General features: G+C 71.8%; 26 protein-coding genes. 8 read left to right on the forward strand and 18 right to left on the reverse strand.

The genetic code is table 11. From position 1 onward, the window contains the following. Nucleotide 1 precedes the first annotated feature (1 nt). The 11 genes from NE234_RS12880 to speB form a co-directional block, all read right to left on the reverse strand. The gene (locus NE234_RS12880) at nt 2-1,204 is read right to left on the reverse strand and encodes a S8 family serine peptidase (RefSeq protein WP_252779187.1); all 1,203 of its coding nucleotides are present in this window, start codon (nt 1,202-1,204) and stop codon (nt 2-4) included. Beyond that, complete coding sequence (locus tag NE234_RS12885) at nt 1,198-1,935, reverse strand: hypothetical protein (protein WP_252779188.1); 738 nt, start codon at nt 1,933-1,935, stop codon at nt 1,198-1,200. Before NE234_RS12885 ends, NE234_RS12880 begins: the two co-directional genes overlap by 7 nt. 402 nt (nt 1,936-2,337) lie before the next feature. Further along, a complete protein-coding gene (locus tag NE234_RS12890; RefSeq protein WP_252779189.1) occupies nt 2,338-3,132 on the reverse strand; it encodes an SDR family NAD(P)-dependent oxidoreductase in 795 nt (264 codons plus the stop codon). A gap of 28 nt (nt 3,133-3,160) precedes the next feature. Further along, nucleotides 3,161-4,636, reverse strand: a complete 1,476-nt coding sequence (locus tag NE234_RS12895) for a tetratricopeptide repeat protein (protein ID WP_252779190.1) — start codon at nt 4,634-4,636, stop codon at nt 3,161-3,163. Nucleotides 4,637-4,735: 99 nt separating this feature from the next. Further along, the gene (locus tag NE234_RS12900; protein WP_252779191.1) at nt 4,736-6,868 is read right to left on the reverse strand and encodes a SpoIIE family protein phosphatase; all 2,133 of its coding nucleotides are present in this window, start codon (nt 6,866-6,868) and stop codon (nt 4,736-4,738) included. A 182-nt stretch (nt 6,869-7,050) separates the two neighbouring features. Further along, nucleotides 7,051-9,309 (reverse strand): Orn/Lys/Arg family decarboxylase, encoded by a 2,259-nt coding sequence (locus tag NE234_RS12905; RefSeq protein WP_252779192.1) that lies wholly within the window; start codon nt 9,307-9,309, stop codon nt 7,051-7,053. 184 nt (nt 9,310-9,493) lie between these two features. Continuing rightward, the gene (locus NE234_RS12910) at nt 9,494-10,393 is read right to left on the reverse strand and encodes a hypothetical protein (RefSeq protein WP_252779193.1); all 900 of its coding nucleotides are present in this window, start codon (nt 10,391-10,393) and stop codon (nt 9,494-9,496) included. 309 nt (nt 10,394-10,702) lie between these two features. Next, nucleotides 10,703-11,551 (reverse strand): hypothetical protein, encoded by an 849-nt coding sequence (locus NE234_RS12915; protein ID WP_252779194.1) that lies wholly within the window; start codon nt 11,549-11,551, stop codon nt 10,703-10,705. 300 nt (nt 11,552-11,851) lie between these two features. Then, nucleotides 11,852-13,285 (reverse strand): aldehyde dehydrogenase family protein, encoded by a 1,434-nt coding sequence (locus tag NE234_RS12920; protein ID WP_252779195.1) that lies wholly within the window; start codon nt 13,283-13,285, stop codon nt 11,852-11,854. Nucleotides 13,286-13,305: 20 nt separating this feature from the next. Beyond that, a complete protein-coding gene (gene gabT / locus NE234_RS12925; protein WP_252779196.1) occupies nt 13,306-14,652 on the reverse strand; it encodes a 4-aminobutyrate--2-oxoglutarate transaminase in 1,347 nt (448 codons plus the stop codon). Between the two features lie 74 nt (nt 14,653-14,726). Further along, complete coding sequence (gene speB, locus NE234_RS12930; RefSeq protein ID WP_252779197.1) at nt 14,727-15,698, reverse strand: agmatinase; 972 nt, start codon at nt 15,696-15,698, stop codon at nt 14,727-14,729. A 143-nt stretch (nt 15,699-15,841) separates the two neighbouring features. On the opposite strand from speB, the gene NE234_RS12935 reads away from it, so the two are divergent. Then, nucleotides 15,842-16,423, forward strand: coding sequence for a helix-turn-helix domain-containing protein (locus NE234_RS12935; RefSeq protein WP_252779198.1), 582 nt, complete (start codon nt 15,842-15,844; stop codon nt 16,421-16,423). Nucleotides 16,424-16,449: 26 nt separating this feature from the next. Beyond that, nucleotides 16,450-16,668: a hypothetical protein gene (locus NE234_RS12940; RefSeq protein ID WP_252779199.1), complete on the forward strand. Its 219-nt coding sequence runs from the start codon at nt 16,450-16,452 to the stop codon at nt 16,666-16,668. Nucleotides 16,669-16,937: 269 nt separating this feature from the next. On the opposite strand, the gene NE234_RS45895 is transcribed toward NE234_RS12940, so the two are convergent. Then, entirely contained in the window at nt 16,938-17,042 is a 105-nt protein-coding gene (locus tag NE234_RS45895; protein ID WP_406566986.1) for a DUF397 domain-containing protein, read from the reverse strand. 11 nt (nt 17,043-17,053) lie between these two features. Further along, nucleotides 17,054-17,902 carry a helix-turn-helix domain-containing protein gene (locus NE234_RS12945; RefSeq protein WP_252779200.1) on the reverse strand — a complete coding sequence of 283 codons (849 nt, stop codon included), beginning with the start codon at nt 17,900-17,902 and terminating at the stop codon, nt 17,054-17,056. Nucleotides 17,903-18,104: 202 nt separating this feature from the next. On the opposite strand from NE234_RS12945, the gene NE234_RS12950 reads away from it, so the two are divergent. From NE234_RS12950 to NE234_RS12965, 4 genes are all read left to right on the forward strand, one after another. Then, the gene (locus tag NE234_RS12950) at nt 18,105-18,605 is read left to right on the forward strand and encodes an ATP-binding protein (protein WP_252779201.1); all 501 of its coding nucleotides are present in this window, start codon (nt 18,105-18,107) and stop codon (nt 18,603-18,605) included. Then, nucleotides 18,602-18,853 carry a hypothetical protein gene (locus NE234_RS12955; protein ID WP_252779202.1) on the forward strand — a complete coding sequence of 84 codons (252 nt, stop codon included), beginning with the start codon at nt 18,602-18,604 and terminating at the stop codon, nt 18,851-18,853. The genes NE234_RS12950 and NE234_RS12955 overlap by 4 nt, the downstream gene beginning before the upstream one ends. Nucleotides 18,854-19,075: 222 nt before the next feature. Then, nucleotides 19,076-19,513, forward strand: a complete 438-nt coding sequence (locus tag NE234_RS12960; protein ID WP_252779203.1) for a hypothetical protein — start codon at nt 19,076-19,078, stop codon at nt 19,511-19,513. Nucleotides 19,514-19,584: 71 nt separating this feature from the next. Further along, a complete protein-coding gene (locus tag NE234_RS12965) occupies nt 19,585-20,571 on the forward strand; it encodes a phosphotransferase family protein (RefSeq protein ID WP_252779204.1) in 987 nt (328 codons plus the stop codon). A gap of 44 nt (nt 20,572-20,615) precedes the next feature. On the opposite strand, the gene NE234_RS12970 is transcribed toward NE234_RS12965, so the two are convergent. Both NE234_RS12970 and NE234_RS12975 read right to left on the reverse strand, forming a co-directional pair. Next, a complete protein-coding gene (locus NE234_RS12970) occupies nt 20,616-20,816 on the reverse strand; it encodes a hypothetical protein (RefSeq protein ID WP_252779205.1) in 201 nt (66 codons plus the stop codon). A gap of 461 nt (nt 20,817-21,277) precedes the next feature. Further along, nucleotides 21,278-22,177 (reverse strand): aminoglycoside phosphotransferase family protein, encoded by a 900-nt coding sequence (locus NE234_RS12975; RefSeq protein ID WP_252779206.1) that lies wholly within the window; start codon nt 22,175-22,177, stop codon nt 21,278-21,280. Nucleotides 22,178-22,305: 128 nt separating this feature from the next. Here NE234_RS12975 and NE234_RS12980 point away from each other — a divergent pair, with 128 nt between their 5' ends. Continuing rightward, nucleotides 22,306-22,551, forward strand: a complete 246-nt coding sequence (locus NE234_RS12980) for a hypothetical protein (protein ID WP_252779207.1) — start codon at nt 22,306-22,308, stop codon at nt 22,549-22,551. Between the two features lie 24 nt (nt 22,552-22,575). Then, on the forward strand, nt 22,576-23,196 hold the full coding sequence (locus NE234_RS12985; RefSeq protein WP_252779208.1) for a DedA family protein: 621 nt from the start codon (nt 22,576-22,578) through the stop codon (nt 23,194-23,196). Here the strand turns inward: NE234_RS12985 and NE234_RS12990 are convergent. From NE234_RS12990 to NE234_RS13000, 3 genes are all read right to left on the reverse strand, one after another. Further along, nucleotides 23,181-24,404 (reverse strand): MFS transporter, encoded by a 1,224-nt coding sequence (locus NE234_RS12990; RefSeq protein ID WP_252779209.1) that lies wholly within the window; start codon nt 24,402-24,404, stop codon nt 23,181-23,183. The genes NE234_RS12985 and NE234_RS12990 overlap by 16 nt on opposite strands. Before the next feature lie 179 nt (nt 24,405-24,583). Then, nucleotides 24,584-25,771: an RNA polymerase sigma factor gene (locus tag NE234_RS12995; RefSeq protein ID WP_252779210.1), complete on the reverse strand. Its 1,188-nt coding sequence runs from the start codon at nt 25,769-25,771 to the stop codon at nt 24,584-24,586. Then, complete coding sequence (locus NE234_RS13000) at nt 25,768-26,085, reverse strand: YciI family protein (protein WP_252779211.1); 318 nt, start codon at nt 26,083-26,085, stop codon at nt 25,768-25,770. Before NE234_RS13000 ends, NE234_RS12995 begins: the two co-directional genes overlap by 4 nt. Between the last annotated feature and the right edge of the window lie 2 nt (nt 26,086-26,087).

Genomic DNA, 26,087 nt, shown 5'->3' on the forward strand with positions numbered 1-26,087 from the left:
ATCAGGTCGCGGAGGTCCAGGGATAAGACGCTGCGGCCTCGCCGGTACGACGGCCGCCGCGCAGCCGGACCACGGTGGCGACGAGCGCGCCGGCGCTCACGAGGATGAGCCCGCCGAGACCGGCCAGCAGGGCGGGATCGTGCCGTACGGCGCCGATCGTCCCCGGGCGGCCGAAATGCGCGCTATCGGGGACTCCTGGTGCGGTCAGGGGGGCCGGTCGTGCCTCGATTTTCTTGGCCGCGACGAGCGCCTGCAAAGGGTTGACGACACCGAATCCGATATCGGCGTTATATCCGTTCTTCGGGTGGTGAGCGGAGACCGCCATCGCCTGGGCCACCTGGGCCGGCGACAGATGCGGGAACTCCGATCGGACCAGCGCGGCGGTGGCCGCCACCCACGTCACAGCGGGCGGGACTCCCCAGAACGTCCACCCGGGTCGTCCTCCCGGCCCGACGCCGGGAGTACGCGCGCCGGGCGCGGACACCAGGGTGACACTGCTCTTGGCGGAGAACTTCGACCATCGCGTGCCGTCCTTCGCGAGCGTGCCGACACCGATGACGCCCGGCACGGCGGCCGGCAACGGCGGCCAATCACCATCGCCGACCGGTTCGTTCGGGGCCACCACCACGACGTTCCTGCTCCGGGCCTGGTCCAGCGCCGTCTCCATCTGCTTCTGCTCATAGTCGTAACCCCAGCAGGCGGCGCTGACGAGCTCCACGTCGGCGCCGTGGTCGGCGGCATACCGGATGCCCCGCGCGAGGGCGTCACAGACGCGGCTGCCGCCCCACCAGTCGTCCGCCCCGTGCTCGCCGTCATCCGGTGCTACCCGGACGGGCAGGATGTCGACGGCGGGAGCCAGCCCGGGCAGATCCGACGACAGGCGGCTGCCACCGAGGAACGAGGCGATCAGCGTGCCCTCGAGCCGTTTCGGATGCGGCAGGCCGACGAGGTCCGTTCCCGGCCGGAGTGTGCCGGACCTCGTGCGCGTGTGCGGATCGACCCCCGTGCTCAGGACCGCCACGGTGACACCGTGACCTTTGGTGATGTCCTGGGCCAGCAGCGTCTCGGCCATGAGGCGTACCTGCAGATCGTCCGTGTCCGCGTGGGCCGGCCGCGGCGCGCCCGCGGCCGCGAGGACCAGGCTCGCCAGCGCGAGTCCGATGAGCCGGCGGCTGCGCCGGCTCATCCGGTGGCCGGTCAGCATCGGACATCCCGCGCCTTGCACGGGTCGTCCGCCGGGACGAAGACACCCGACAGGTGATCCAGAAGGGTGTCGGCGAACCGGAACCGCTCCTTGTCGGCGGTCTCGGGCATCGTCCTCCCGTCGACCCATCCGCTGACCTGCACGATGACGTAAGGCGTGGGGCCGGACCGGTAGGCCGTGAACTGCCGCCGGGCGTCCTCCCAGTCGGCCGCCACGGTGTCCGGGAACGGCACCACCCGAAGCGCGTACCGTTCGTGGCCGCCTGCGGACAACGCCTCCATCGCGGTCTCGGCCTTGTCCTGGTCCGGCATGACCACCGCCCCGACCGTCGTGAGGAGCGTGCGGGTCGCGTCCGTGTACGTCGCCCGGAGGACGACGCGACAGCCCTGTGCGATGAACGCGTGGGCGACCTGCGCGTCGAGCGCCTCCGCGCAGGCGGCGGGCTGGGCGATTCCGATCCGGTAGGCGGGCTCCAGACCGGACGCGTTCCGTACGGTCGGAGGGAAGATCTCGCCCGCCGTGCGAATCCGCCAGCGAGCGGCCAGTTCCCTCGTACCGGCGGCGGCCCGTTCCGCCCGGGTCGGCGCCCGGCCGAACTCGAGCGCCATACCGGCCAGGCCCGCGACGAGGCCGACCGCGCCGGCCGCAGCGAGGACGGCGGTCGCCCGGCGCCGGCGCCGTCGCGGCGGGGCCTCGCCGGGCGTCCCGCTCGCCGCGGCCGCGGGATCCACACCCGCGAGCTCCCGACGTCCGGGGTCCGGTCGTCCGGAATCCGGAGGCGGCGGCTCTGGGCGTGCGGGATTCGGAGGCGCCGGCTCTGGGCGTGCGGGGTCCGGGGACGCCCACGGTGATGGGGCCGGTACGCCGCCTTCGGCGGGGTCCTCTGACGCGTTACCGGCCTCGGCATCTTCTGGCACCCGCGTAGTTTAATGATCGTTTACCCGGCCGGCGCTGATATCGCGTCGGCTGGAGACGCGGCCTCCAGCCGCCGACACGCCGCTGCGTTCCGGCCGCTCGAACGCCTCGGCTCGGCCGGGAGGAACACGTCCTCGGTGTCTGGAAAGGCGGCGAACTCCTGCATTCCACGCCCGGACTCGGCGTATGACGGGAATGCTCGTGGCCGGGCCGGGGGCTCAGGGGAGGATCGAGTCGACGTATCCGCCGTCGGCGCGGACGGCGCCGCCGGTCGTCGCCGAGGAGAACTCCGAGCTCAGATAGACGACCACGTTGCCGATCTCGGTGGGCTCGATGAGCCGCTGGATGAGGGAGCCCGGCCGGTGCTCGCGCATGAAGCGGCGTTCGGCCTCGTCCCAGGGCACGTCCTCGCCGACGAGCTCGCCGACGAAGACCTCGACGCCCGGGGTGCGGGTGGGACCGACGATGACCGAGTTGACCGTGACGCCGGTGCCCGCGGCCGCCTTCGCGAAGCCTCGGGTGACCGCCAGCAGCGCCGTCTTGGTCATCCCGTAGTGCACCATCTCGGCGGGGATGACGACCGCCGAGTCACTGGCGATGTTGAGCACGCGGCCCCAGCGGCGCTCCATCATGCCGGGCAGGTACGTGCGGGTGAGGCGGACGGCCGACAGGACGTTGACCTCGAAGTACCGGCGCCACTCGTCGTCGTCGATCTCCAGGACGGGCCGGGCGCCGAAGATGCCGAGGTTGTTCACGAGGATGTCCACGTCGGGCACCCGGTCGCGGAGCTCGGCGGCGCCCTCCGCCGTCGCCAGGTCGGCGGCGACGGCGGTGACGTCCGCGTCCGGCAGCCGGTCGGTGATGGACCGGGCGGCATGCCGGGTCTTGTCGTCTCCGCGTCCGTTCACGACGACGGCGGCACCCGCGCGGGCGAGTTCCGTGGCGATCGCCAGCCCGATGCCCTGGCTGGATCCGGAGACGAGGGCCCGGCGGCCCGACAGGTCGATGTCCACCGATCCATCATTCCCCGGCCGCGCGGGGCTACCCGGCGGCCGCCAGGCGCTTCCGGAACTCGGCGTTGGCGCTCTCGATCACCCGGTTCATGTGCGTGATCTCGTCCTCGGTGGGTTCGCGGCGCAGCCGGACGCTCACGGCGAACTCCCCGTCCTTCGCGGTCACGTCGAGTCCGTCGAGGAGATCCCGCGGCAGCCTGCCCACGACGAAGTCCCGGAACGCGTCGGCGATCGTGCCCTGGATGTTCCCGCATCCGCACGAACGACCCTCCAAGATCGCCGTGAGGTGGCTGCGGCCGACGATGGCGTCCGGATGCGCGACGTCCAGCGTGGCCAGGCCCGCCTCGACCACCTGACCCGCCTCGGCGAACCGCTCCCCATGCTGGAGGAACAGGCCGAGCGCGATCCGCGCGCGGCCGAGCATCTCGTAGTCGTGCCCGAGCTCGGCGGCCGCCACGGCCTCACGCAGGCGTTCCTCCGCCTCGGCGGGGCGATCCACCTCCGCCAGCGCCAGGCCCCAGTTCCGCAGCACCTGGCTGCTGAGCTCCGGGCGGCCCAGGGCGTCGGCGCGGGTGCGCGCCTGCGCGTACGTGCGCAGCGCCCCGGCCGGGTCGCCCGCGTCGCTCTGCGCCATCGCCAGGCCGAGCGCCGCCATCAGGGCGTCCTCCGCCCTGCCCTGGCGGTCGTACGAGGAGAGGACCTTGTGGATCGCCGCGACGCGCCCGGGCCCGTCGCCGAGATGGCGGCCCAGGTTCGCCAGATGGGACAGCGCGTTGAGCGTGGCCTGGTGGTCGGGGCCCAGCCGGGCCTCCAGCACGGTGGTCAGGCCGGTCAGCACGGCCTTGGCCGCGTCGTCGGGCCGCGCCGCGCCGGTGCGGTTCAGCACGGTCGCCGCCAGGTCCTCGACGACCTCGTCGGGCAGCTGGTCCAGGCCGGGGAAGAGGGGGTCGCGCCCGCCCTCGGCCGTCACGATCTCCGCCCGGAGCGCCAGCGCGGTCGCGACCCGTTCGTGGCCGTTGCGCCAGAAGTTGCCGATCGCCTCCTCGATCGCCTCGCGCGCCTCGTGGACGGCCCCGCGCCGGAGGAGGACGTCGGCCAGCGGTTCGAGACCGAAGGCGTAGCCGGGGTGTGGGCGGCCGTAGAAGGCCAGCCGCTCCTCCAGGTTGCGCCGCAGCTCGGCGTCGGCCTCGTCGAGCCGGCCGGTCATCAGCAGCGCGGTGCCGAGGTTGAGGCGGTAGGTGAGACGCTCCTTGTACGCCTCGGGGTCGTCGGGCGCCGGCCCCTCGCACGCGCTGCGGAAGCATTCGATCGCGCGGTCCGGGCGGTCGCAGCCGAACAGGAGGTTGCCGAGATCGCACTGCGCGGACGCCCACTCCGGGCTGCCGCGGCCGTGCCGTCGCTCGACGGCCTGGAGCTCTCTCACCATGAGTTGTTCGGCGTCGGCCGGCCGGCCCTCCCGCAGGAGGGCGTACGCCAGGTCGAGCGGCGTGGGGGGTGCTGACATGGCGGGGGAGTCTAACCGCCACGGCCGACAGCCGTCCGCGGCCGACGCGGACGCCGGCCGGTGAGCGTGATCACGAGCGCCGAGAGCCGATGAGGAGCGTCACGTCCTCCGCAGGACGAGGACGGCGATGTCGTCGGCGTGCCGGCTCGTCGGTCTCGTGCTGATTAGCTCGTCGATCAGGGCGTCCAGCGGGAGGCCCGCGCAGTCGGAGAGCCGCCGTGCCAGCGCCTCGGTGGTCTGGTCGAGGTCGACACCGGGGACCTCGACGAGACCGTCCGTGTAGAGGACGAGGGTCGTTCCGGGGAGCAGGGGCACCATGGTCACCGGAAAATCGGCCTCCTCCCCGATGCCGAGCAGCGGGCCGGGCTCGATCTCGAGTGGGCGGGCGGTCGGGGGCTCTCCGGGACGGCAGCACAGGAGCGGTTGCGGGTGGCCGGCGCTGGCCAGGGCGATCTCGTCGCCGGCGAGATCGAGCTGGGCGTAGAGGCAGGAGACGAACAGATCGGTTCCGAGATCGGTGAGGATCCGGTCGGCGTGTCCGAGCACCTCGTCCGGTGAGGCTCCCGCGGCGGCGTAGGCGTGGACCGCGGTGCGGACCTGGCCCATCAGGGCCGCCGCGTTGACGTTGTGTCCCTGCACGTCGCCGATGACGGCGGCCGCGGTCGTGTCGTCGAGGCGGACCACGTCGTAGAAGTCCCCGCCGATCTCCATGCCGTGGGTCGCGGGCAGGTAGCGGGCGGCGATCTCGAGCCCGGCCAGCCGGGGCAGGTTGTGCGGCAGGAGGGCCTGCTGCAGACCGTGGGCGAGGTCCTTCTTGGCGTCGTAGAGGCGGGCCCGGTCGAGGGCCTGGGCGATCAGGCCGGCGAGGGAGGTGAGGATCGCGCGTTCGTCGGCGTTGAAGGTGTGCGGCTCGTCGTAGGAGATGATGCAGCAGCCGACGGGCCGACCGGAGACGATCAGTGGCAGGAACGCCCAGGCCTTCTTGCCGCCGATGCTGGGGCCCTCGGGATAGATGACGGAGATCTCTTCGGGAGAGGCGAAGAAGTGGGGGATGCCGCTGGCGACGACGAGGGCGGCGGGGTTGTCGATGACCTCCACCGACACGCCGTCGAAGCGCTCGACGGCGCTGAGCGGATATCCGCGGTGGCCGATGACCTTGAAGCGCCCGCCCTCGGCGGCGGAGAGCCATAGGCCCTGCGCGCCGAACGCGGGCAGGACCTGGTCGGCGACCAGGTCCACGACGTCGCGTACGCCGACGGCCTCGGTCAGCGCGGCGGCCAGGTGCACCAGTTCGTAGAGCCGCCCGATGCGATCGGTGTCGGCCCAGGGGGCGGCCGGACCGGCGGCCGCCGTCCGGCACTCGGATCGCCGGCCCCCGCCCGTGTCGCTCCGGATCACACGGAGGCTGATCCCGCTGGCGTCCGGGTAGAGCTTGATGTCCAGCCACACGTCCGGCGGCCGCAGGACGGTGTAGCGCACCGGCTCCCGGCTGATCACCGCGGTGCGGTACCGGTCCTCGGCCACCGGGTTGTCCAACCAGGGCAGCGACTCCCACGGCCGGGTGCCCAGCAGGTCCTCCGCGTCACGGCCGAGCAGTTCCGCGGCGGTGGTGGTGACGAAGGTGATGCGGCCGTCGAGGTCGAGCGTGAGGCCGCCTTCGGGCAGGCGTTCGGCGAAGTCGACGGCGGTGTACGGCGGACGGCGCGGCTCGTCGGACTGGAGCGAGACGACCCGCGGCCGGGCGGGGATGTCGGGAGGGCGGTCCGCGTGGTCGAGCGACCGGGCGATGCGCCGGGCAGCGGCCTCGATGCCGACTCGCTCGCCGTGGTCGGCGGTCGCCGGATGACCGGCGGGCCACATCAGCAGCAGCGCGCCCCAGGGCCCGCGTGCGCCCCGCAGCGGCAGGGCGGCGAGGGTGTACCGGTAGGGGAACGCCGCCGCGACGTTCGGATACAGGCGGGCCATGTCCCCCTGGGAGCCCACCCACACGAGATGGTCCTCCCGTACGGCGTCGCACATCGGATTGGACCGGGACATCGGCATGCGCACCCAGGGCGCGATCAGCGCCTCCGGCACGCCGCAGATCGCGACCAGGCGCAGCTCCCGTCTCCCGTCGGTGTGCAGGAAGACGCATCCGGTCGCGGCGCCCGTACGGCGCACCGTCGCGGCCAGTTCCTCGTCCAGCGCTCTGTCCAGTGGCTCGGCGGCGCCGATCTCGTCACCGCAGGCCATCGCGCGCGCCTCGCAGGTCCCCGGCAGCCACGCTGCAGGAACTCCCCATATGGGGACAATACGTCGAACCGTGTCGACGGCGCACCGGCAGCCCGGCCCGGCCCGCGAAACGTCGTCACATGGGCCGGCCCCGGGGCCTGTCCGGCCGGCAGGGCCCCAGGGCGTATCCGGTCGGCCGGGTCCTAGTCGACCACGCACTCGATCCAGTAGCGGCCGGTGTCGTCGCGGTGTGCTCCGTGGATGTCGGTGTCGATGAAGGGGAAGGCCCGGTCGAAGGCCTCCAGGGCGCGCAGGTAGCTCATGACCGGCCCGTCGTCGGGGCCGGTGGACTCGCCCGGCATCAGCATCGGGATGCCCGGCGGGGTCACGACGACGACCGTGGCGGAGACGCGGTTCGCCAGCTCGCTCAGCGGCACCCGCTCGGTGCGCGACCGGATCAGCGCCTGGTAGCAGTCGGCCGGCGTGAGGACGGGCTCCGGCAGATCGGTGAAGACCTCGTCGAGCAGGACGTCGAGCTTCGAATCGCGCAGCCTGCCGTGGACCTGGGCGCAGAGGGCGCGCAGCGTCACCCCGGACGGGCCGAAGCCGGGCAGCACCTCCGCCAGGGGCACGTCGCCGTCGTAGGCGTTCTTGAAGTCGATGAGCGCGTCGATCAGGGTGCCCCACTTGCCCTTCGTGATGCCGAGCGAGAACAGCACCAGCAGCGTGTGGTCACCGGTCTTCTCCACGACGATGCCGCGCCGCTCGAGGTAGGCGGCCACGATCTTGGCGGGGATCCCCCACTCCGTGGTGCCGCCGGCGGCGTCCGCGCCCGGACAGGTGATCGTCACCTTGATCGGGTCGAGCATGCAGTGCCCGTCGTCCAGGCCGTCGAACCCGTGCCAGGCGGCGCCGGGCCGCAGCGTCCAGCAATCGGGATCGGTGGCCAGCAGGTCCACCTCGGCGTCCTCGAACGCCACCGTCCCGCCCGTGCGCGGATCGGTCACCTGCGAGGGCTGCCACACCCCGAAGAACCAGTCCGGGCGGGTGCCGTCCTCCCGGATGCGGGCGGCGAGCCGCACCATCGCCTGCCGGAAGCGGATCGCCTCGACGATCGCCTCCCCGGTGAGGAACGGCCCGGACGGCCCGTCCATCATCGCGGCGGCGACGTCCAGCGACGCGATCATCGGGTAGAGGGGCGAGGTGCTGGCATGCATCAGGTACGTCTCGTTGAACCGGTCGTGGTCGACGGGGGCGCGCGGCGACGGGCGCACGTGCAGCATCGACGACTGCGACAGCGCCGCCAGCAGCTTGTGCGTGGACTGGGTGGCGAACACCGTCGGCCGCTCCGGCCCCGGCAGGGACCGCTCGTCGACGGCCATGCCGTACCGGCGCGCGTAGAGCGGGTTGAACCGGGCGTAGGCGAACCATGCCTCGTCGAAGTGCACCCGCGGGACCGACGTGCCGAGCAGCTCCGCGACGCGTACGGCGTCGTAGCACAGGCCGTCGTACGTCGAGTTGGTGACCACCGCGTAGGTGGGCTCCGGCGCGGCCGCGTCCGCGGTGAACGGATGGCCGCCCAGCCGGTCGCGCACCGCGGGTGCCGACAGGGCCCGGGCCGGGATCGGACCGGCCAGGCCGAGCCCGTTGCGCTCGGGGACCAGGTAGACGGGCCGGGCGCCGTTGATGGCGAGGGCGTGCTGGATCGACTTGTGGCAGTTGCGGTCGACCAGCGCCAGCTCGCCGCGCGCGACCGCGTGATGGCCGACGATGCGGTTGGCGGTCGAGTTGCCGTTCATCACGAAGTACGTCCGCTCGGCGCCGAAGATCCGGGCGGCGTTGCGCTCGGCGTCGCCGATCGGGCCGGTGTGCTCCAGCGGCGAACCCAGCTCAGGGACCGAGATCGACAGGTCGGTGCGCAGCAGCCGCTCGCCGTAGTAGTCGAAGAACGCCCGGCCCACCGGTGACTTGAGGAACGCCACGCCACCGGCGTGGGCCGGGGTGTGCCAGGAGTAGCGGTGGCGGTCCTCCAGGTGCCGCAGCGCCTCGAAGAACGGCGGGAGCGTCTGCTCGGTGTACTCCTCGGCGGCGTGCGCGATGCGCCCGGCGATGAAGTCGGGGGTGTCCTCCAGGGGGAAGACGTAGCCCTGGATCACCTCGTAGACCCACAGTGGGATGTCGCGAGGCTCGTGGTCCGCGGTCAGGAGGAAGACCGGCAGGCGGTTGAACCGCTTGGTCACCGCCTTCATGATCTCTTCGGCGCCGGGAGCGCCCCAGCCGGCCAGCAGTCCCGTCAGCGTCGCGTCCGAGCGGATCACCGCCAGGGCGTCGGCGCTGCGGTGGGTCCAGCGCACCCGCAGCCCGTGCTCGTCCATCGCCGCGCAGAGGCGGCGCAGCTGTTCGGCGACCGCCGAGTCGGCGTCGGGCCGCTCGTCGACGGCCAGGAGTATCGCGCGTTCCATGCCAGGACCTCCGCGTGATCGGACACGCCGACGGCACGTCACCGCCGGTGAATACTCGGGGTGTTCAGAGCACTGCGAACTGTAACACCCGTCACGGACGACGGAAAGTGTCGGCAAAGTCGCGGAAGGTCACATCCACGGGTGCGTCAGGGGTGCCCGGTGACGGAGATCCACCGGATGCTCCCTAGTCCCACTCCCAGCCGATCCCGAGGTATCCGCCGGCCTGGAGTCCGAACTCGATGACGTGGACCGTGTGGGAGCTGGACAGCCGCAGGTCGGTCTCCTCCGCCGTCCGGGCGGCGGCGTCCGGACGCCACGTCCGGTAGCAGCGGGCCGGGATCGCCGACGGATCGAACTCGATCTCCAGGAGGTACTCGTGCTGGGGATACCGGAAGCCCCGGCCCTCCTCGGTGTCGGGCGGGCCCGGCGGGGTGAAGCCGAAGCCGTACTCGATCAGGTACGTCTCGCCGCGTGCCAGCGGCCGGTCGAACAGGAGCTCCGTGGCCACCAGCGCGCTCGCCTCGTCCGTGCGGACCCGGCCGACCCTGCAGCGGCTCGCGTCCTTCCGTGTGGGCAGCACGCCGTGTTCGTTGTGGTAGAGGCAGATCCAGCGGTCCACGCCCGGCTGCTGCGCCTGGAGCACCGCACGGGTCTGCACCGCCCGGAGGTCCCGGTCCGGGCCGAGGACGTAACGGTCGTGCAGGCTCAGGCAGGTGATGCGGCCGTCCACCCGATCGCCGATCTCGTCCAGGAGGTCGAGGGCGCCGGGAGTCGGGAAGATCTCGTTCAGCGACCACGTTCCGGCCGGGCGGTTGCCCGGCGGTTTGAGCAGCGTGATGAGGGAGTTGCGCGGCAGTTCGAGGATGCTCTCCAGCCCGCGTACGGCCCGGAGCGAGTCGGCGCGCTCCGGCCGGGTCCGGCCGCGCTGCCAGTAGCTGAGGCTGGAGAGGCTGACATGGATGCGCCGCTCCCGCAGCCGCCGCTGGAGGGTCTCCAGCGTGAGACCGCGCGCCCGGATGGCGGCCTGCAGCGCCACGTCGAACGGACCGTTCCGAACCACCTGGAGGAGATCATCCTCCACCACGCTCCGCACGGTTCGAGTGCCTCCGGTTGAGGACGGCCACCCCCGACCTGGCCTTGACTGGGGTACGGACAGGGCTGTGTACGCCATGAAAGATCTCAGTCGCGTCGCCGGTTGGCAAGGCCCCGGCAAAGGCGATCACCCCGGACCTCGGCAGGCGGGGCACCGAGGTCCGGGGTGATCCGGTCGGGAGGCACGGTCCTTCCCGTGGAGCGGGGTCGCTGGAGGAATAGTGGTCGTCGTGGCGAGTGACCGTCAACGTTTTCATGGCGTACAGAATTCACTGTTAATATCGGTTAACGCGGTCCATGATCATTCCCATTCCCATTCCAGTCCGATGATCCCGCCGTCCATCCCGCTCTTCGTGATGTGGACGCCGCCGGACGATCCGACCCAGAGCTCGGCGGTACGGCGCCGCGGCACCTCGACGGTGTCGCGTTCGTAGCGGTAGCAGCGTGCCGGCAACATTCGCCGGTCGAACCGGACGATGGCCAGATACTCCCTTACCGGATGCCTGAAACGGCGGTCATAGAATCGGGTGATCGGCCGGTCTCCCGGAAAGCCGAGTTCGTATTCCACGACCGCCGTGTCGCCGCGTGCCAGCACCCGGTCGAAGAAGAGCTCGATGGCGACGAACCCCGCCTCGTGGCGTACCCGGCCCCGGCGGCAGTGGCGGAGGTCGCCGAGCGCCGGCGGGGGATCAGTCTCGGCCTCGGCGCGGTGCACGGCGACGACCCGGTCCACGTCGTCTCCCGACGCCCGCACCACCTGGCGTACCGCCAATGACCGAGGTCGCCGGTCGGCGTCGACCTCGTAGACGTCGTGCACGCTCAGCCATTCGAGCCGGTGGTCGGACGACCGGTCGAGCCCGCCGAGCATCGTGAGGACGGGGCGCGGGTCGGACCAGAGCCGTGCCGGGTGCAGGGGGTCGCCTCCCGCCTGGCCGCGGCGCCGGCGCGGCCGCAGCAGCTCGGTCAGGGCGCCGCCCGGCAACTCCAGGATCTGCTCCAGCACTCCGACGGCGGCGATGGAGTCGGGGCGCTGCGGCCGGCTCCGCCCGCCCTGCCAGTAGCTCAATGTGGCGGCGCTGACACGAATTCCCCGCTGCCGCAGCCGGTTCCGCAGGCTTTCCAACGTGAGGCCGCTTTCCTGAATCGCCATTCGCAGGGCGGTGGAGAACTCCGTCGAGCCCGAGGAACGGCTCCTCGACGCGTCTTCCGCACTCGGAAGTCGGGGGAGTTCGCCCGTGTCGTCCTCGATGCCCATGACGTCGAGGTTAGGGCGACGGTCCGCCCGCCGAGAACCGCCCCGGTGCGAACCCGGCGCGCGCGGGAAACGGCGTGCGGAGGATCCTTTGCAGGCTGCACTTGCCGATTCTGTCAGGCCGGGTAATGGCGGCCGAGGCGACCGGCGTACCAGCGCTCGGTTCTCGTCACCGGGGCGATCGTCGGGGGGCGGTCGTCAGAGGTCGAGGCCGGTGAGGACCAGGACGCGGTCCTCGGTGAGGTCGTTCATCGCGGCCCGGACGCCCTCCCGGCCGACACCGGAGTCCTTCCAGCCGCCGTACGGCATCTGGTCCGCGCGGAAGCTCGGGACGTCCCCGACGATCACCCCGCCGACCTCCAGGTCGCGGTGTGCGCGGAAGGCCGCCTGCACGTCGGTGGTGAAGATCCCCGCCTGCAGCCCGTACTTCGAGGCGTTGACGAGGTCGAACGCCTCGTCCAGATCGCGGAACGGGGCGACCGTGAGAACCGGGCCGAAGACCTCCTCCTCCGCCAGCGCGGACCCGGCGGGGACGTCGGCGAGGACGGTCGGCGCCACGGTACGGCCGTCGCGGCCGCCGCCGGTCAGGACCGACGCGCCGCCTCGGCGGGCCTCGTCGATCCAGTCCGTGATCCGCTCGGCCGCCGCGTCGTTGATCACCGGGCCGACCTGGACGCCGTCGGCCGTCGGGTCACCGGTCGGCAGCTTCTCCACCTCGGCGACGAGGTCGGCGACGAACGCGTCGTAGATGCCCGCGTGAACGAGCACCCGCTGGACGGAGATGCAGGACTGGCCCGCCTGGTAGTTGGCGAACAGCGCGATCCGGCGCGCCGCGCCGGGCAGGTCCGGCCAGTCGTCGTTCACCACGACGGCGGCGTTGCCGCCGAGTTCCAGGGTGACGTGCTTGCGCGGCGCCTGCCGCTGGATCGCCCAGCCGACCGGGCCGGACCCGGTGAAGGAGACGACCGGGAGCCGCGGGTCGTCGACCAGGGCGGCCATCCGGTCGTTCGGCACCGGGAGCACCGAGACCATCCGGGGCGGCAGGTCCGTCTCCGCGATGATCTCCCCGAGCAGCAGTGCGGACAGCGGCGTGGCCGGCGCCGGCTTCACCAGGATCGGGGCGCCGACCGCGATGGCCGGAGCGACCTTGTGCGCGACCAGGTTCAGCGGGAAGTTGAACGGCGCGATGCCCAGCACCGGGCCGCGCGGGAAGCGCCGTACGACGGCGAGCCGTCCGGTCGCCGCCGCCTCGGTGTCCAGCCGCTGCAGGTCACCGGAGAATCGGCGGGCCTCCTCGGCCGCCCAGCGGAACGTCGAGACCGCGCGGGAGACCTCCCCGCGCGCCCAGACCAGGGGCTTGCCGTTCTCCGCGGTGATCAGCCGGGCGATCTCCTCGGCGCGCTCCGCGAGCCGCGCCGAGATGTGGTCGAGGGCCGCGGCCCGTACGTGCGCGGGGGTCGCCTGAGCCTCCCGCCGTACGGCGTCGAGGTCGGCGACGGCCTGCTCGACCTGGGCGTCGGTCGGCACGGAGACGACGCCGACGACGGAACCGTCCCAGGGGGAGGTCACCTCGAGGGTGTCCGTACCGGTCGTGGGCACGCCGGACAGGTAGAACGGAGTGACGTCTGACATGACTTCGTCCTCAGGGGGGCTCAGACGGACGCGGCGAAGGCCTGCTCGAGGATGTCGAGGCCCTCGACCAGCAGCTCGTCGGTGATGGACAGCGGGGGCAGGAACCGCAGCACGTTGCCGTAGGTTCCCGCCGTCAGGGTGACCAGGCCGGCGGCGTGGCAGGCGCGGTTCACCGCGGCGGTCAGCCCGGCGTCCGGGGTCTTGGCCTCGGGGTCGGAGACCAGCTCGATCGCGAGCATCGCGCCGCGGCCCCGGAGGTCGCCGATCTGCGGGTACTTGGCGGCCATCTCCCGCAGCCGGGGCACGAACAGCGCCTCGATCGCGCGGGCCCGCGCCGGCAGGTCCTCGGCCTTCATCGTCTCGATCGCGCCGAGGGCGCCCGCGCAGGCGACGGGGTTTCCGCCGTACGTGCCGCCGAGGCCGCCGCCGTGGACGGCGTCCATCACCTGGGCGCGCCCGGTCACCGCGGCGAGCGGCAGCCCGCCGGCGATGCCCTTGGCGGTGGTGATCAGGTCGGGGACGACGCCCTCGTGGTCACAGGCGAACCAGTCGCCGGTGCGGCAGAACCCGGTCTGGATCTCGTCGGCGATCAGCAGGACGCCGTTGTCGTGGCACCACTCCGCGACCCGCGCGAGGTAGCCGGCGGGCGGCACGATGAACCCGCCCTCGCCCTGGATCGGCTCGATGATCACCGCGGCGGTGTTCTCCTCGCCGACCTGGGCGTGCAGCTGGGAGACGAACGCCTCGAACGCCTCGTCGGCGCAGTTCTCCGGGCCCGTGGGCCAGCGGTACGGGTACGCCATCGGCACCCGGTAGATCTCATTGGCGAACGGCCCGAAGCGGTGCTTGTAGGGCATGTTCTTCGCGGTGAGCGCCATGGTCAGGTTCGTGCGCCCGTGGTAGGCGTGGTCGAAGGCCACGATGGCCGACCGGCCGGTGTACGAGCGGGCGATCTTGACGGCGTTCTCCACGGCCTCGGCGCCGGAGTTGAACAGCGCGGAGCGCTTCTCGTGCTCGCCCGGCGTCAGCTCGTTCAGGGCCTCGGCGACCTCCACGTACTCGGCGTACGGGGTGATCATGAAGCAGGTGTGGGTGAAGTCGGCGACCTGCGCCTGTACCCGCTCGACCACGCGCGGGGCGGAGTTGCCGACCGTGGTGACCGCGATGCCCGAGCCGAAGTCGATCAGCTGGTTGCCGTCGATGTCGACCAGGATGCCGCCGCCGGCGCGCTCGACGTAGACGGGAAGGCCGGTGGAGACGCCTGCGGAGACCGCGGTGTTCTTGCGCGCGTGCAGCTCGGCCGAGCGGGGACCGGGGATCGCCGTCTTGAGAATGCGGCGCTGTTCGATGCCGGGGGGCGGGGTCATGCTGTGCTTCTCCCAATGGTGCGTAGTCTGCCGCTCAAAATCCGATGTTATGTACGGCGTACCCGTAAGTGGCGTTATGTACGGCTTAGGGCCATCGCCGACAGCAGCTCGTACGCCGCATGCGAGGCCGCGATCCCGGTGATCTCCGCGTGGTCGTAGGCCGGGGCGACCTCGACGACGTCGGCGCCGACGAGGTCCAGGTCGGCGAACACGCGCAGGAGGGCCAGCAGCTCACGGCTGAGCAGGCCGCCGGACTCCGGAGTGCCCGTACCGGGCGCGAACGCCGGGTCGAGCACGTCGATGTCGACCGAGACATAGACCGGCCGCTCGCCGACCCGCTCGCGGATGCGCTCGGCGACGCCGCGCGTGCCGAGGTCCTCCATCTCCCGGGCGTGCACGGTCTGGAAGCCGAGCTCGGCGTCGTCGGTGAGGTCCGCCGCGTCGTACAGCGGGCCACGGATCCCGACGTGCAGGCAGCCGGACGGGTCGAGCAGGCCCTCCTCGGACGCCCGCCGGAACGGCGTGCCGTGCGTGGTGGCCGCGCCGAAGTAGGTGTCCCAGGTGTCCAGGTGCGCGTCGAAGTGGACGACCGCGACCGGGCCGTGGCGGCGGGTCAGCGACCGGAGCAGCGGCAGCGCGATCGTGTGGTCGCCGCCGATGGTCAGCAACCGGCCCGCCCGGTCGAGGAGCGCGTCCGAGCCCGCCTCGATCTGCCGTACGGCCTCGTCGATCGAGAAGGGGTTGACCGCGATGTCGCCCGCGTCGGCCACCTGCTGCCGGCCGAACGGGCCGACGTCCAGCGCCGGGTTGTACGGGCGCAGGAGCCGCGACGACTCCCGTACGTGCGCGGGACCGAACCGGGCGCCCGGCCGGTAGCTCACCCCGGTGTCGAAGGGCACGCCCACCACGGCGACGTCGACGTCGGAGACCTCGTCGAGCCGCGGCAGCCGGGCGAACGTCGCGGGCCCGGCGAAGCGGGGCACGACGCTGGCCACCACGGGACCGACGTGCCCGTTCTCGGTCGTGCGAGGCAGATTGTCTGACATGGGGTCCTCTCGGCTACCTGGCGTGATAACCATAAAGCAACGAGAGTTTCCTGCCAAGAAACCAGTAGGGTGCGGGCGGCGACCTCGACCGGCCGTCACCGCCGCGTCGCCGGTCCGGGCCGGCGACAGGACGAAGGGGCCGGATGAAGTCAGTGCCGATCGACGCCGGCGGCCAGGAGCCGCGCATCGGCGCCCGGCTGCGCGACGCGCGGCAGCGCCAGGGGCTCACGATCGACCAGGTCGCGCAGAGCACCGGCCTGACCAAGGGTTTCATCAGCCGGATCGAGCGGGACGTCACCTCGCCGAGCGTGTCGACGCTCGTGACGGTGTGCGCCGCGCTGTCGCTGCCCGTCGGCGAGCTGTTCACCGCCCCGAAGAACGACGTCGTACGCGCGGCCGACGCCCCGAAGATCCAGCTCACCGGCCACGGCGCGGACGAGCGCCTGCTGACCCCGCGCGGCCAGGGAAGGGTCCAGCTGATCCGCTCAGTCACGGGGCCCGGCGCCACCGGCGGGGACGAGCTGTACACGCTGAACTGCGAGGTCGAGGTCGTCCACGTGCTGCGCGGCACTCTTCAGGTGCGGTTCAGCGATTCGGTGGTGACGCTGGCCGAGGGCGACACGCTGACGTTCTCGGGCCGAGAGCCGCACAGCTGGCTCAACCCGGACGAGACCGCCACCTCCGAGGCACTGTGGGTCATAGCCCCCGCTTCCTGGAGCACCTGACCGATCGGTGTCGTGGCCCGCGGGGCGTGCGAAAACACCGGCGCGGGCGGCCGCGGCCACCGCGGCCGTGGCCTGGTCGGCGTGGTGTCAAGGGGCTCGGCGGTGACGAGCAGGCGCATGCACTGGCCCTGAGCGGCACGGTCTACCTGGCACGCGTCGGCGCCGCGAAGACGGTGGCGACCATCGGCGGGGACGGCGACCTGTCCGTAGCCATGACCGCGACCTATGAGATGACCCGCGCGTGATCCCCTGCGCCGAACGAGCCACCCGGCCACCCGGCCGGCCGACCGGTCACCATGCCGTCGGCAGTGACGTCCCGAACACGGCAAACCGGTCATCGACCCGCCACATCGACGGCAACCCGACCACGGCGGCGGCGAAGTCCTGCAGCACCTTTGATCACTGGCGGATGCTGCCGTCTAAGCGCAGTAAGTGCCAGTGATCAGGTGCCGTCGACCCGGCCCCCGACACGGCGCAGGCCCCAGGAGCACTCCGGGGCTGCGATCTTCCGGCCTTACGCGCGCTGCGATTCGACGACGGTGACCTCGACGCAGTCGCCGGTACCCCCTTGGGAGTGACTGCTCTTGTGCCAGATCGAGATCTCATTCGACTGGGACACGGCGTGCTACCTCATTCGCTCTGCTTCGCCAGCCTCTTCAGGTAGGCGATCGACTCGTTCGGTCCGAGCGCGGTCGCGCTCAAGTACTGGAAGGCCGTCCTTCTTTCCTCGATCTGTGAGGGATCTTCCTGGTACAGACTGCTAGGACGTATCTCGCGGTAGACAAGCGATGGATCATCCTCATAATCCAGGATCACGAACGCGCCGGACAGTCCCGGATGTGGATCGACGCGCATTGGCATGATCTGGACAATCACGTGCTCCAGGCGCTCGGTCTCTATGAGTCGCTCGAGTTGTTCGGCCTTGGACTCCGCCGACCCGAACGAACGGGCGACGGCGTTCTCGTCGATGACCGCCCACACCTTCGGCGGCTTGTCCGAGGTGAGAATCTTCTGCCGTTCCATCCGGAGCTGTACGAGTCGTTCGACCTCCTCCTCGTCATCCTTCATCAGCCAGCCTCGCTGGATGGCGCGAGCGTAACCCGGCGCCTGCAGGAGCCCTGGGATGACCAACGGCTGCCAGGTGTGGATGTGGGACGCCTCTGCCTCGAACTCGACGTAGTTGTCGTCCAGGACGCCGTAGGCCGCCCACCATCCGCGTTGGCGTGCCTCACGGGTAAGAGTGAAGAGCGCCTCGCGTTCCTCCTCGTCCGTTACGCCATAGAGCTCCAGCAGGGCTCTGACGTCGAAGACGCGCGGCCGGACGGCCAGTGCGCGCTCCAGCCGGTTGACCTTGCCCTCGGCCCACTCAAGTCTGCGCGTTACCTGGTCGGCGGTGAGCCCGGCCTGTTCGCGGAGCTTGCGCAACTCTCGCGCAAGACGGCGGCGCCTGACGGTCGGACTGTGCCGGGAGTCGGCCATCTGAGGGTCGTCCTCTCCCTGGGTTCCTCGAAGTCGGCTGGTCACTGATCGTAGGCCAGTGCTAACTGAACGGACAGTTCGGGATGAAAACACCAATGTCAAAGACCCAATTGAAAACTCACAACGCTTGAAGGATAGTGGGCGCGTCGTGTTCATATCGCTACTTTGAGTAGCGCCTCTCTTCTGGACCCAGGAGCTCTTCATGACGCAATGCGTCCCGTCACCGAGAAGATCGAGCCAGATCGCGAAGGTCTGCGTTCCAGGTCCGGGCTGGACCCGGATTCCCCCTCTGCCGTCGGCTGTCGCGGAGGCACGGCGGTTGGTGCGCGACCGGCTGGGGTCCGCTGATCCGGACTTCGTCTACGACGTCGAGCTGGTGACCTCCGAGCTGGTCACCAACGCCCTCACCTGCGTCCGGACCTTAGGAGCTCCGCGCTCCCAGGTCGATCCGGGCATCTGGCTCGGCGTCGAGACCAGGACCCGCTGGACCCACCTGCGTGTCCGGGACCCGTATCCCGGAGCGCTGCCGAGGAGGAGGCGGCCCGATCCGATGGACACCAGTGGGCGGGGCGTCCTCATCAGTGCGGCCGTGGCCGACCACCTCTGGGCCGAGGTCTCGGAGATCGACAAGATCGTCCATGCCGTGCTCGTCAAGCCCGGGGCGACCCTGTCCCGGGCCGACATCGCCGGTCTCGTCCGGTGACCGCGCAGCGGCCGGTGCCGCTGATCCCCGGCTTCACCGTCCAAGAGGACCCGCTCACCCGGGAGTGGGTCGCCGTCTCCGCGTCCGGCAGGTACAAGATCCGCGGTCGCGGCCAGCGGGAGCTGGAACAGCAGCGCTGGGCGCTGTACGGCCGGGTGCTGGCCGAGTTCCGCCAGGCCATCGCCGAGACCTGGCCCCGTCCGTCCCTGCCGGGTTCGCAGGGCACCGAGACGATGCCCGCCTCCTGAACCTCCCTCCGCTGCTCGCGGAGGGCCACGGCGAGGACAGGGAGGAGGTGGGGTTCGTGAATGAAGCGGTGTGGCGTAAGGCCGTGCGCCGGTGTGGTGGCTATACCGGTGAGGACGGTGAGGCCTGCGTCGAGATCGCCGTCATCGGCATGCGGTGAGTGACAGGGCGTCCCCCCGAGGCGAAGTCGGGGGGACGCCTCCCACGATCTTAGGGACTGATCCGTGCACTTCCATGCGTACCTCTACCGAGGTCCCGGCGAGGCGATCAAACCGTTCGACGACGCACGCCGCCCCGGAACGCCCGAGTTCCAGACCGCCGTCGTCCCACCCGAGGCCACCAGCGCCTGGCTCAGCAAACCCGCCCGAATGGTCAAGGGCACCTGGGACGACCCCGGCGAGGCGGTGACCTGGCTGGCCCGGCAGTACACCGACGTCGCCGACCAGCGCATGCACCTGGACCGGCAGCTCCAGGCACCCTCCCTGGAGACCATGACCGCCAACGCCCTCGACACCCTGCGCCGGGGCAACGACGTCGTCTGGGCCTGGTGGCTCAGAGGCGGGAACTTCATCGACCTGACCGTGGCCTGCTGCCCGAACCGGGATGCAGAACACCCGTGTCCGGAAGGCCGGAACGACCGGCGGCCGGACCGCGTGACCTGACCCGGCTGCGGCGTACAGGCCGGCGTGAATGACGATGGACGGGCGACGCAACGGACCGGACAATCGGGGCCGTGGACAGCAGGACCAAGCGCCGCCTGAGCGGCGCCGAACTCGATGCGCTGGCGCGGCGGGTCCTCGGTGCCGGGGTGGTCGCGTCGACCGAGCTGACGGACGGGTTCGCCAACGCGGTCTGGCGGCTCACCCTCGACGACGGCCGCGAGGTGGTGCTCAAGCTGGCGCCGCCGCACGACCTCGAACAGCTCAGCTATGAGCGCTTCCTGCTGCGGACCGAGGCGGAGGCGTACGGCCTGGCCGCCGCGGCGGGGGTTCCGGTGCCGCCGCTGCTCGGCGCGGTGTTCGACGATCCGGTGCTCGGGGGCGACCTCCTGCTGCTCGGCGCGCTCGACGGCGTCTCGTGGAACGACGTCGAGCCGGCGGGGGAGGACGTCCTCCGCCGCGAGCTGGGCCGCCACCTCGCGCGGCTGCACACGGTCACCGGCACCGTCTTCGGCTACCCGTACGCGGGGATCACCGGGACGACCTGGCGGGCGGCGTACCTCGCGATGGCGGGGGCGCTGCTGGCAGACGTCGAGCGGTACCCGACGCCGTTGCCGCTGCCGGCCGAGGAGATCGGCACGATGCTGACCGCCGCCGCGCCCGTCCTCGACGAGGTGGCGACGCCGTGTCTCGTGCACTTCGACGTGTGGCCGGGGAACGTCTTCCTCGACCTCACCGCCACGCCGCGGATTCAGGCGATCATCGACCACGAACGCGCGTTCTGGGGCGACCCGCTGGCGGAGTTCGCCACGCCGACCATCTTCGGCGAGCTGCACGAGGACGACCCCCTGCTGGCGGGCTACCGCGAGGTGACCCCGCTGGAGCTGACCCCGGCGGCCCGCGTCCGTCTCGACCTCTACCGGGCCTACCTCTACCTGATCCTGTTGGTGGAGAACGGGCCCCGGCAGTATCCGGAGCAGGAGTACGCGCGGGTCCGCGACCTCGCTAACGCGTCGCTGGCGCAGGTCCTCGACCGTCTCGCGCGCTGTCCGGCGCGGTGACGCGAACGCACGCTCCAGAGCCGTTTCACCCGGGCCGCCGACCGTCAGCGGGTGTTCAGCCCGGCACGCCGGAGCTTGCCGATGACGTTCTGGACGGAGCGGTGATCCGACGGCGTCGACGGGCAGAAGACGGTGCGCCCTGACGGCGGCTTCCAGGCGAGATGGTTGTTGCTGGTCAGGGTGATGGTCCACCCGGCGGCTTCGGCGCGCCGGGCGAGTTGTCGTAGATCGCGGGGGATTTTCACGGGCTCTTCCTGTGGATCAGCCGGTAACGGAAACGTGCCGACCTCCGCGTGACGGACACCGCCGAAGGGCGATGACCGTCGTTCGGACTCGCCGTCGAGTCCGGGGCAAGTCCGCCGACCAGGATTTCGTCCGTGGTCATCAGCGCGATCTGCTCGCCCGAGACGTCCTCGGTGGACCGTGCGGTCGCGCGGCCCCCGGACGGTGACGCCGTCCGTCGAAGACGGGGGAGGTCAGGACATCGTTACCGGTCCTTGCCGTCCTCGGTCATCGAGGGCGGCAAGGACAATGATCCCACATCTCAACTCTGCGTGCAGGCGGGAGGGTCGGCAGGCGGCTCGGCGCCCTCCGGAATCGCGGGGAGTCCGGCCTGTTCGACCAGGTATCCCGTGCCCCACACGTACTTTGTAAAGGGCGTCGGCGTAGCCGTGTGATCCTCCGCTCACCCGGTGGTACGGGACCGTCACTCGTGATCGGCCAGGATGTCCTCGACCACGCGGCGGTCGGCGGCGATCCGGGCGTCGTCGGCGTCCGGCGCGGTGAGGCCGAGGAGGGCCTTCCACAGCGCCCAGCCGCGGGCGCGCGCCCAGGTGGCCGGGTCCTGGCCGACGGCGGTACGGAACGTCTCCCGGCTCTCACCGGAGAAGAACGTCCACGCGATCACCAGGTCGCAGGCCGGGTCGCCGACGCCCGAGGTGCCGAAGTCGATGACGGCAGCCAGTCTCCCGTCCCTGACCAGCAGGTTGTTGACGGCGACGTCGCCGTGGAACCACACCGGCGCGCCGTTCCACTCGGCCGCCAGGGCGGCGTCCCACACGGCCGACGCGCGGCGGGTGTCGACGCGGCCGCCGAGCGCGGCGAGACAGCGCCGGGTCTCGTCGTCGTAGTGCGTCAGGGAGGCGCCCCGGTACCAGCTGTGCGCGCCCGCCGCGGGGCCGCCGGTGGCGTCGACGCGCTGCAGGGCGCGGATGAAGTCGGCCAGGTCGGCGGCGAACGCCGGCAGGTCGGGGATGCGCTCCCGCCGGGCGAGCCGTCCGTCCAGCCAGCGGCGGACCGACCAGTCGAACGGGTACCCCTCGCCCGGCGTCCCCTTCGCGAGCGGAGTCGGGATCTCGACCGGGAGAGACGGGGCGAGGACCGGCAGCCAGCGGTGTTCCTTGCCGATCGCCGGGGCGTAGCCCGCCGCGGTCGGCAGGCGCACCGACATCTCGTCCCCGAGGCGGTAGGTGCGGTTGTCCCACCCGTCGACCTCGACCGGCCGGACCGGCAGGTCGCTCCACTGCGGGAACTGCGCCGCGAGCAGCCGCCGCACCAGCCCCGCGTCGATCCCCGCCCGTCCATCCTCGTACGGCGTGTCGGTCACCGCAGGAGTGTGGCCCGCGCCGTGTCAGCCGGCAACCGCTTTTCGGGTGCCCCGTCCGCGGAGCATGCGGCCCGGTCGGAAGGGGTACGTCGTGGTGACGGCGATGCCGAGCCCGAAGGTGCCGTGCCATGAGGGAATCCGCGATTGAGAAGGTCGAACATCACTTGGGCAGCCGTGTCGAATTGCCGGTCCTGGGACAGGTGATGCTGCCTCGGCCCGAGAAGCTGGTCTACTACGCCGGGCTGGGCGTCCTCACCGCTCTGGAGCTGGTCGAGTGGCCGGTCGCACTGGCGATCGGCGCCGGGCACCTGCTCGCCGACCAGCAGCACAGCCGGGTGCTCCACGCCCTCGGCGAGGCGATGGAGGAGGCCTGAACCAGGACCGGGTAGGGGAAGGGCATGGCGCCGCCGCTGCCCGGACCGCTGGCCCACCTGGCTCCGGTACTCGACCACTACGGGTACGCCGCGGTCGGGGTGCTGATCTTCGTGGAGGACTTCGGCATTCCCGTTCCCGGCGAGACGATCCTGATCGCCGCGTCCGTGTACGCGGGAGCCGGGCGGCTGAACGTCGTCCTCCTCGGCGTCATCGCCGTCGTCGCGGCGGTGGCGGGGGACAACGTCGGCTATCTGATCGGCCGTACCGGCGGCTCCGCCCTCGTCCACCGGTGGGGCCGTTACGTGCTGCTGACGCCCGAGCGCCTCCGGCGCGCGGAGGAGTTCTTCGTCCGCCACGGTGGGAAGGTCGTGACGATCGCCCGCTTCATCGAGGGGTTCCGCCAGGCCAACGGGATCCTCGCCGGCATCACCGGGATGCCCTGGCCGCGGTTCCTGGCCTTCAACGCGCTGGGCGCGGTGCTGTGGGTCGGCCTGTGGACGGGACTGGGGTACGCGGTGGGCACCCACATCGGGGCGATCTCCCAGCAGGCATTCCGCTACCAGATCTACCTGCTCGCCGGCCTGGCGGCGATCGTCCTGGCCCGCTTCGTCTACCACCGCTACCGCCGTCACCGCGCCGAGTGATCGTTTCCACGGCGGATCGGGCCGAACAGGGCCACGGTGAGGAGCAGCGGGATCAGGGCGGCCAGCGTCCCGGCCAGGCCGATGGCCTCCGCGGCGGAGCCGATGAGGGCGGGGCCGAGGAGGACGCCGGCGTACGTGAAGGTCGTGAGCCGTGAGACCAGGGTCGCCGCGTCGTGACCGGTGCCGTCGTTCCGCGCGACCGCGCTGACGACGAGAGGGACCAGCACGGACCCGCCGAGGCCCGCGACGGCGAACCCGGCGACGGCGGCGGGCGGGTACGGGACGAGCACGGCCGCCGTCAGGCCGCACGCCGCGACCAGCCCGCCCGCGCGGAACACGAGTGTGGCCCCATGCCGGGCGGTCAGGCGGTCCCCGATCAGCCGTCCACCGGTCTGGCCCGCCGTGTAGGCGGTCACCGCGGCCGTGGCCAGGCCGAGCGAGACGCCTCGGCCCTCGTGGAGGAAGATCGCACCCCAGCCGAGCGCCGCGCCCTCGCAGACCATCAGCACGGTGCCGGTCAGGCCCAGCGCGACGACCTTCCCCGTCCACGCGCCGCGCAGTCCCGCGCGACCGCTCTTCGGCGACGGGCGCGTACGGCGGTCCGCCGCCGCGGGCAGCAGGAGCGGGCCGACCGCCAGCCCGCCGGCCAGGAGGACGGCGGCGGCGACGCCGAGATGCGTCGCGGATCCGACGCCGGTGTGCGCGGAGACGGCCGCGGCCAGGGACGCGGCGACCGCGCTGACGCTCCAGGCGGCGTGGCAGCCGTTCAGCACCGGCCGCCCGGCGAGCCGCTCCACCGTCACGGCGTGCGCGTTCATGGCGGCGTCCGTCGCCCCGTGTACGGCGCCGAGCGCGGTGACGGCCACCGCGAAGGCGACGGGCCCGCCGGCCAGGCCGACGGCGCCCAGCAGCAGCGGCATGGCGGCGAGAGAGACGCGCAGCATGGTCCGGCTCCCGAACCGGGCCACCAGCGGCCCGACGAACTGCATGGACGCCAGTGCCGCAACGGCGAACAGCGCCCCGATCGTCCCGACCTGACCGTCCGTCAGGTGATGCTCGTCCTTCAGCGCGGGCAGCCGCACGATGTACGTCGACAGCGTCAGCCCGTTGAGGAGGAAGACGGCGGTCGCGGGCCACCGGCCGGCGCGCGCGGTCCGCGCGGCCGACGGCGCCGGGGCGGTCGGGGTGGTCGGGTCCTGGATCGTCATCGCGCCTCCTGCCATCGGCCGTCCCGGGAGAAGCCGGGTTCGCCGAGACGACGAACGGCGCGAGGCGCTTCTCGACAGGCCGGCCGATCCGGCCCGACCTCGTCTCGGCGGGCCGGCCGATCCACCGCGCTCTCGTCTCGGCCGGTCGGCCGATGCGGCGCGCTCTCCTCTCGGCGGGGTCAGCCGAGCCGGGCGCGTACCTCGTCGAGGCGGCGGCGCAGGTAGGTCCGCTCGGAGTCGCCGGGTGCCAGGGCGAGTGCCTGCCGGTAGGCGTTCTCGGCCTCCGCCCACCGGCCGAGGCGGCGCAGCAGGTCCGCGCGGGTCGCCGGGAGCAGGTGGTAGCCCTCCAGCGCGCCCGTGTCGGTGATCGCGTCGACGAGGACCAGCCCGGCCGCCGGTCCCTCCGCCATCGCGACCGCCACCGCCCGGTTCAGTTCCACGAAGGGGGAGGCCGCGAGGCCCGCCAGGCGCTCGTACAGGGCGGCGATCCGCGCCCAGTCCGTCTCCCCGGGGGTGGCCGCGGTGGCGTGGCAGGCCGCGATGGCGGCCTGGAGCTGGTACGGCGTCACCGTGCCGGTGAGGAGCCGGACCCCCTCGCCGATCATCTCGTGGTGCCACCGGGTCCGGTCCTGCTTCTCCAGCGGGATCAGCACCCCCGTGGAGTCCGTACGCGCGTCGACGCGGGAGTGGTGGAGCAGCATCAGGGCGAGGAGGCCGCGTACCTCGGTCTCGGTCGGCATGAGGCGTTCCAGGAGCCGGCCGAGCCTGATGGCCTCGTCGGCGAGCTCGCGGCGTCCGGAGTAGCCCTCGTTGAACAGCAGGTAGATCACGGCCAGCACCCCGCCGAGCCGTTCCGGCAGCAGGTCCGGCGGGGGCACCCGGTAGGGGATGCCCGCCTCCTTGATCTTCCGCTTGGCGCGGAAGAGCCGCTGCCCCATCGTCGTCACGGGCGTCAGGAACGCCCGGGCGATCTCCTCGGTCGTCAGGCCGGCGACCGTGCGCAGGGTGAGCGCGACCCGGGCGTCCAGCGGGAGCGCGGGATGGCAGCACGTGAAGATCAGCCGCAGGCGGTCGTCGTCCCACCCGTCGTCCCCGGCGTCCGCCACTCCGGTCGCCTCCTTGAGCTTCGCCGCCTCGACCGCGGTGCGGCGGAGCCGGTCCAGGGCGCGGTTGCGCGCGGTGGTGGTCAGCCACGCCCCGGGCCGGCGGGGGACGCCCTCGCCGGGCCAGTGCAGGAGGGCGGCCTCGAAGGCCTCCTGGACGCACTCCTCGGCCAGTTCCCAGTCCCCGGTGAGGCGGATGAGGGTCGCCAGCACTCTGGCCCGTTCGTCGCGGTAGGCGGCGGCGACGGCGTCCCGGGCGTTCACTCGGTCCAGAACGGCCGCAGTTCGATCGTTCCGAACTTTGCCGCCGGGTGTTTCGAGGCCACCTCGATCGCCTCATCGAGATCGGCGCACTCCAGGATGTCGAAGCCGCCGATCTGCTCCTTGGTCTCCGCGAACGGCCCGTCCGCGATGATCACTTCGCCGTTCCTCCGGCGCACCGTGGTCGAGTCCCGCACCGGACGCAGCCGGTCGCCCGTCAGCCGTACGCCCCGGCCCTCCATCTCCTCGATCCAGGCGGTGGGATCGGCGTTCTCCTCCACGTCCTCATCGACGCAGACCAGCAACAGGTATTTCATGT

It is taken from the genome of Actinoallomurus rhizosphaericola (genome assembly GCF_024055675.1).
GTDB classification, from domain to species: domain Bacteria; phylum Actinomycetota; class Actinomycetes; order Streptosporangiales; family Streptosporangiaceae; genus Actinoallomurus; species Actinoallomurus soli.